At 69.2% G+C, this 4835-nt stretch carries 5 protein-coding genes; all 5 read right to left on the reverse strand.

Features of this window, described 5'->3' with window-relative positions; translation table 11 throughout:
- Positions 1-45: 45 nt before the first annotated feature.
- Genes AC2W7A_RS09535 through AC2W7A_RS09555 form a run of 5 tightly spaced genes read right to left on the reverse strand, consistent with a single transcriptional unit; the run spans position 46 to position 4631 of the window.
- The gene (locus AC2W7A_RS09535) at positions 46-369 is read right to left on the reverse strand and encodes a metal-sulfur cluster assembly factor (protein ID WP_485991153.1); all 324 of its coding nucleotides are present in this window, start codon (positions 367-369) and stop codon (positions 46-48) included.
- A gap of 1 nt (position 370) precedes the next feature.
- Entirely contained in the window at positions 371-1138 is a 768-nt protein-coding gene (gene sufC, locus AC2W7A_RS09540; protein ID WP_485991154.1) for a Fe-S cluster assembly ATPase SufC, read from the reverse strand.
- A 54-nt stretch (positions 1139-1192) separates the two neighbouring features.
- A complete protein-coding gene (gene sufD / locus AC2W7A_RS09545) occupies positions 1193-2437 on the reverse strand; it encodes a Fe-S cluster assembly protein SufD (RefSeq protein WP_485991155.1) in 1245 nt (414 codons plus the stop codon).
- Positions 2438-2440: 3 nt separating this feature from the next.
- Positions 2441-3913 (reverse strand): Fe-S cluster assembly protein SufB, encoded by a 1473-nt coding sequence (sufB, locus tag AC2W7A_RS09550; protein WP_485991156.1) that lies wholly within the window; start codon positions 3911-3913, stop codon positions 2441-2443.
- Positions 3914-3932: 19 nt separating this feature from the next.
- The gene (locus AC2W7A_RS09555; RefSeq protein ID WP_485991157.1) at positions 3933-4631 is read right to left on the reverse strand and encodes a helix-turn-helix transcriptional regulator; all 699 of its coding nucleotides are present in this window, start codon (positions 4629-4631) and stop codon (positions 3933-3935) included.
- Positions 4632-4835: the final 204 nt, after the last annotated feature.

Consider the following 4835-nt stretch of genomic DNA (forward strand, 5'->3'; position numbering starts at 1 on the left):
CACCTCCGTACGGAGGTGAGGGCCGACGTCGTGAAAGGGGACGGATCAGATGTTCGGAAAGCCCAGGGCGCGCATCTGGTCCTTGCCGTCCTCGGTGATCCGCTCCGGACCCCACGGCGGCATCCAGACCCAGTTCAGGCGCCACTCGTCCACCATCGTGCCGATCGCCCGGGAGACCTGGTCCTCGATCTCGTCGGTGAGCGGGCACGCGGCGGTGGTGAGCGTCATGTCCACGATCAGGGCGCCGTCGTCCGCGTAGTGGAGGCCGTACAGCAGACCGAGGTCCACCACGTTGACACCCAGCTCCGGGTCGATCACGTCCTTGATCGCCTCGCGCACGTCCTCGACGGGGGTACGGTCAGCAGTCATGTCAGGCCCCCGCCACCGCGGCCTGCTCGAAGCGGGCGTAGCCCTCGGCCTCGAGCCGGTCGGCCAGCTCCGGGCCGCCGGACTCCACCACGCGGCCGTCCACCATCACGTGTACGTGCTGCGGCTTGATGTAGTTCAGGATGCGGGTGTAGTGGGTGATGAGCAGGGTGCCCATCTCGTTGGCCGCCTGGGCGCGGTTCACGCCCTCGGACACGATGCGCAGGGCGTCCACGTCGAGGCCGGAGTCGGTCTCGTCCAGGATCGCGAACGTCGGCTTGAACAGCTCGAGCTGCAGGATCTCCGCGCGCTTCTTCTCGCCGCCGGAGAAGCCCTCGTTGACGTTGCGGTTCATGAACGCCGGGTCGATCTGCAGGGCCTCGAAGGCGCCCTTGACGTCCTTGGTCCAGTGGCGCAGGGACGGGGCCTCCCCGTCCAGGGCGGTCTTGGCGGTGCGCAGGAAGTTCGTCATGGTGACGCCCGGGATCTCCACCGGGTACTGCATGGCCAGGAACAGGCCAGCCTGGGCGCGCTCGTCGACCTCCATCTCCAGGACGTCCTCGCCGTCCAGGGTGATGGAGCCGGAGGTGACCTCGTAGCGCGGGTGGCCGGCGATGGTGGCGGCCAGGGTGGACTTGCCGGAGCCGTTCGGGCCCATGATGGCGTGGGTCTCACCGGTGTTCAGGGTGAGGGTCAGGCCCTTCAGGATCTCCTTGGGGCCGGACTCGGTCTCGATCTGGACGTGCAGGTCCTTGATCTCCAGGGTTGCCATGTGTGTGTACTCCTGTGTTCTGAAGGAAAGTGTGTGGGTCGGTGACGGCGGCGGTCAGAGCGAGGCGATCCGCAGCTCGGCCTCCATGACGTCGGTGAGCTCCTGCTCCACGTCCGCCACGCCGATCTTCTGGATGATCTCGTTGAGGAAGCCGCGCACGATCAGCTTGCGGGCCTCGGCCTCGGAGATGCCGCGGGCCATGAGGTAGAACAGCTGCGTCTCGTCGAAGCGGCCGGTGGCGGAGGCGTGGCCGGCGCCCTCGATGACACCGGTCTCGATCTCCAGGTTCGGCACCGAGTCGGCGTGGGCGCCGTCGGTCAGCAGCAGGTTCTGGTTCTTCTCGTAGGTGTCGGTGCCCTCGGCCTCGGCACGGATGAGCACGTCGCCGACCCACACGGTGTGGGCGTCCTGGCCCTGCAGCGCGCCCTTGTAGAGCACGTTGGAGACGCAGTTCGGCTTGTTGTGGTCCACGAACAGGCGCTGCTCGAGGTGCTGGCCGGCGTCCGCGTAGTACAGGCCGTACAGCTCGGCCTCCCCGCGCTCGTCGGAGAAGCGGGCGGTCGGGGTCAGGCGCACCAGGTCGCCGCCGTAGGTCACCGCGACGTGCTTGAAGTGCGCGCCGGTGTCCACCGAGGCCTGCTGGGAGGACACGTGCACGGAGCCGGCGTCCCAGGCCTGGATGGAGGTGACGTTCAGGGCAGCGTCCCGGGCGAGGTCGAACTCGACGTTCTCGGCCAGCACGGCGGAGCCGGAGTGGGTGAGCACCAGGTCCGCGCGGGAGTTCGCCTCCACGACCACCTTCAGGTGGGAGGCGGCGGCCTCGGTGCCGGCGCCGGTGACGTCGATCCGGACCGGTGAGGAGACCTCGCCGGACACGGTCACCACGGTGGCCTCGGAGAACGAGTTCCACGCGGCGGCGGAGACGCGGTCCTCCGGGGTGTGGGCGGTGCCCAGGCGGGCGTCGTCACGGGAGACGGTCTCCACAGAGACCCCCTCGTGCTCGGACACGGTCACGGTCGGGGCGGCGCCGGTCAGGCGGCCCTCGTCGCCGTCCGGCAGGTGCAGGCCCTGCAGGCGCTTGAGCGGGGTGAAGCGCCAGTCCTCCTCGCGCCCGGTGAGCACCGGGAACGCGGAGAGCTCGCGGGAGACCGGGCGGGAGCCGCGGGAGTCCACGCCCTGGGTGGCGCGGCGGGCCGGAGCGGTCTTCGCCTGGGTGACGGCGAGCTTCTCGCCCTCCTCACCCATGCCCGGGATCAGCGGCGACTCGGCGCCGAGGGTGGTGTTGTCGGTCGTGGTCATGGCTCAGCCCACCGATCCTTCCATCTGCAGCTCGATCAGCTTGTTCAGCTCGAGGGCGTACTCCATGGGCAGCTCGCGGGCGATCGGCTCGATGAAGCCGCGCACGATCATGGCCATGGCCTCGTCCTCGGAGAGGCCGCGGCTCATCAGGTAGAAGAGCTGCTCCTCGGAGACGCGGGAGACGGTGGCCTCGTGGCCGAGGGTCACGTCGTCCTCGCGGATGTCGATGTACGGGTACGTGTCCGAGCGGGAGATCGTGTCCACCAGCAGGGCGTCGCAGACCACGGAGTTCGCGGAGTGCTGGGCGCCCTCGTTGACCTGGACCAGGCCGCGGTAGGCGGCGCGGCCGCCGTTGCGGGCCACGGACTTGGACACGATGGAGCTCGAGGTGTTCGGTGCCATGTGGACCATCTTGGAGCCGGTGTCCTGGTGCTGGTCCTTGCCGGCGAAGGCGACCGAGAGGGTCTCGCCGGTGGCGTGCTCGCCGGTCAGGTACACGGCCGGGTACTTCATGGTGACCTTGGAGCCGATGTTGCCGTCGATCCACTCCATGGTGCCGCCCTCCTCCACGACGGCGCGCTTGGTCACCAGGTTGTACACGTTGGTGGACCAGTTCTGGATGGTGGTGTACCGGACGCGGGCGTTCTTCTTCACCACGATCTCCACCACGGCGGAGTGCAGGGAGTCCGAGTTGTAGATCGGCGCGGTGCAGCCCTCGATGTAGTGCACGTACGAGTCCTCGTCCGCGATGATCAGGGTGCGCTCGAACTGGCCCATGTTCTCCGTGTTGATGCGGAAGTAGGCCTGCAGCGGGATCTCCACGTGGACGCCCTTCGGGACGTACACGAAGGAGCCGCCGGACCACACGGCGGTGTTCAGGGAGGCGAACTTGTTGTCGCCCACCGGGATCACGGAGCCGAAGAACTCCTCGAAGATCTCCGGGTGCTCCTTCAGACCGGTGTCCGTGTCCAGGAAGATCACTCCCTGCTCCTCCAGGTCCTCGCGGATCTGGTGGTAGACGACCTCGGACTCGTACTGGGCCGCCACGCCGGCCACGAGCCGGTCGCGCTCGGCCTCCGGGATGCCCAGCTTCTCGTAGGTGTTGCGGATGTCCTCGGGCAGGTCGTCCCAGGTCTTCGCCTGGCCCTCGGTGGAGCGCACGAAGTACTTGATCTGGTCGAAGTCGATGCCGGACAGGTCCGGACCCCAGGCGGGCATGGGCTTGCGGTCGAAGTACTTCAGGCCCTTGAGGCGGGTCTTCAGCATCCACTCCGGCTCGTCCTTCTTGCCGGAGATGTCCCGGACGACGTCCTCGTCCAGGCCCCGGCGGGCGGTCTCGCCGGCGGAGTCGGCGTCATGCCAGCCGTACTGGTATGCGCCGATGGCGTTCAGCTCGGGGTTCTTCTCGAGGACCTCGTGGATCACACCGGGGTCGGTGGTCTCCTCGATCTCCTTCTGGAGGATCTGATCGGTCATCTCAGCCTCTCCTCGTCTTCTACTCGGGTCGGTCGTGGGCGGGGGTGGTCAGGTGGCGTCCGGTGGGCACGTGTGTGGTGCACACGTGGCCGCCGGTCGCGAGGGTGGACAGGCGCCGGACGTCCACGCCGAGCAGGCGCGCGAAGAGCGCGGTCTCCTCGTCACAGAACTCCGGGAACCGGGTGGGCAGGCCCTGCAGGGGGCAGTGCCCCTGGCAGACCTGCGCGGCGCGCAGGGTCGGTGCCATGCCCTCGCCCACACGGCGCAGCGAGCCGGCGTAGCCGAGCCCGTCGAGCACTTGGGTCAGGATCTCGGTACGCTCCGTCAGGTCCGTCTCCCGGTCTCCGACGGCGGCGAGGAAGCGCTCCTCGACCTCCGCGAAGGACCGGCGGGCCACGGCGCGCAGCTCCTCCTCCCCGCCGAGCTCGGCCAGGCGCGTGAGGGCGTCCGTGGCGACAGCGAGGTGGGAGTCCGCCAGCCTGGTCTGGGCCCGCTCCGTGACGACGTAGCGCCGCGAGGGACGTCCGGCGCCGCGGGAGGGCTTGACCAGCTTGACCTCGACCAGGCCCTCGTTCTCGAGGGCGTCGAGGTGGCGGCGGACCGCAGCGGCGGTGAGCTCGAGCTCGCGCCCGATCTCGGCCGCACTGACCGGCCCTCGGGTGAGCACGAGCTGCAGGACACGCTCTCGCGTGCCCTCCGCCGGGAGCGGACCCGGCATGGAGGCAGACTCGTCCGAATACACAACTCCATGATGGCCTATTCACCGGGGCCACCCAAGTAAGGGACGCCTATCCCCCGCCCGGGGCCCAGTCGTCCCCGTCGTACGGGGCCCCGGGCCGAACGGCGCTGCCGGCCCCGCTCCGGCACGGGATCCAGGCGCGCGGGGGCCCCGCCGCCGCACACTCTGTGAGGCCCGGCCCAC

It is taken from the genome of Micrococcus sp. LASM2_SD2, from assembly GCF_057364565.1.

Excerpts from the sequence above, each read along its gene's own strand:
- AC2W7A_RS09535 (WP_485991153.1), bottom strand. The coding sequence starts at position 369 with ATGACTGCTGACCGTACCCCCGTCGAGGACGTGCGCGAGGCGATCAAG.
- AC2W7A_RS09555 (WP_485991157.1), bottom strand. The coding sequence starts at position 4,631 with ATGCCGGGTCCGCTCCCGGCGGAGGGCACGCGAGAGCGTGTCCTGCAG.
- sufD (WP_485991155.1), bottom strand. The coding sequence starts at position 2,437 with ATGACCACGACCGACAACACCACCCTCGGCGCCGAGTCGCCGCTGATC.
- sufC (WP_485991154.1), bottom strand. The coding sequence starts at position 1,138 with ATGGCAACCCTGGAGATCAAGGACCTGCACGTCCAGATCGAGACCGAG.
- sufB (WP_485991156.1), bottom strand. The coding sequence starts at position 3,913 with ATGACCGATCAGATCCTCCAGAAGGAGATCGAGGAGACCACCGACCCC.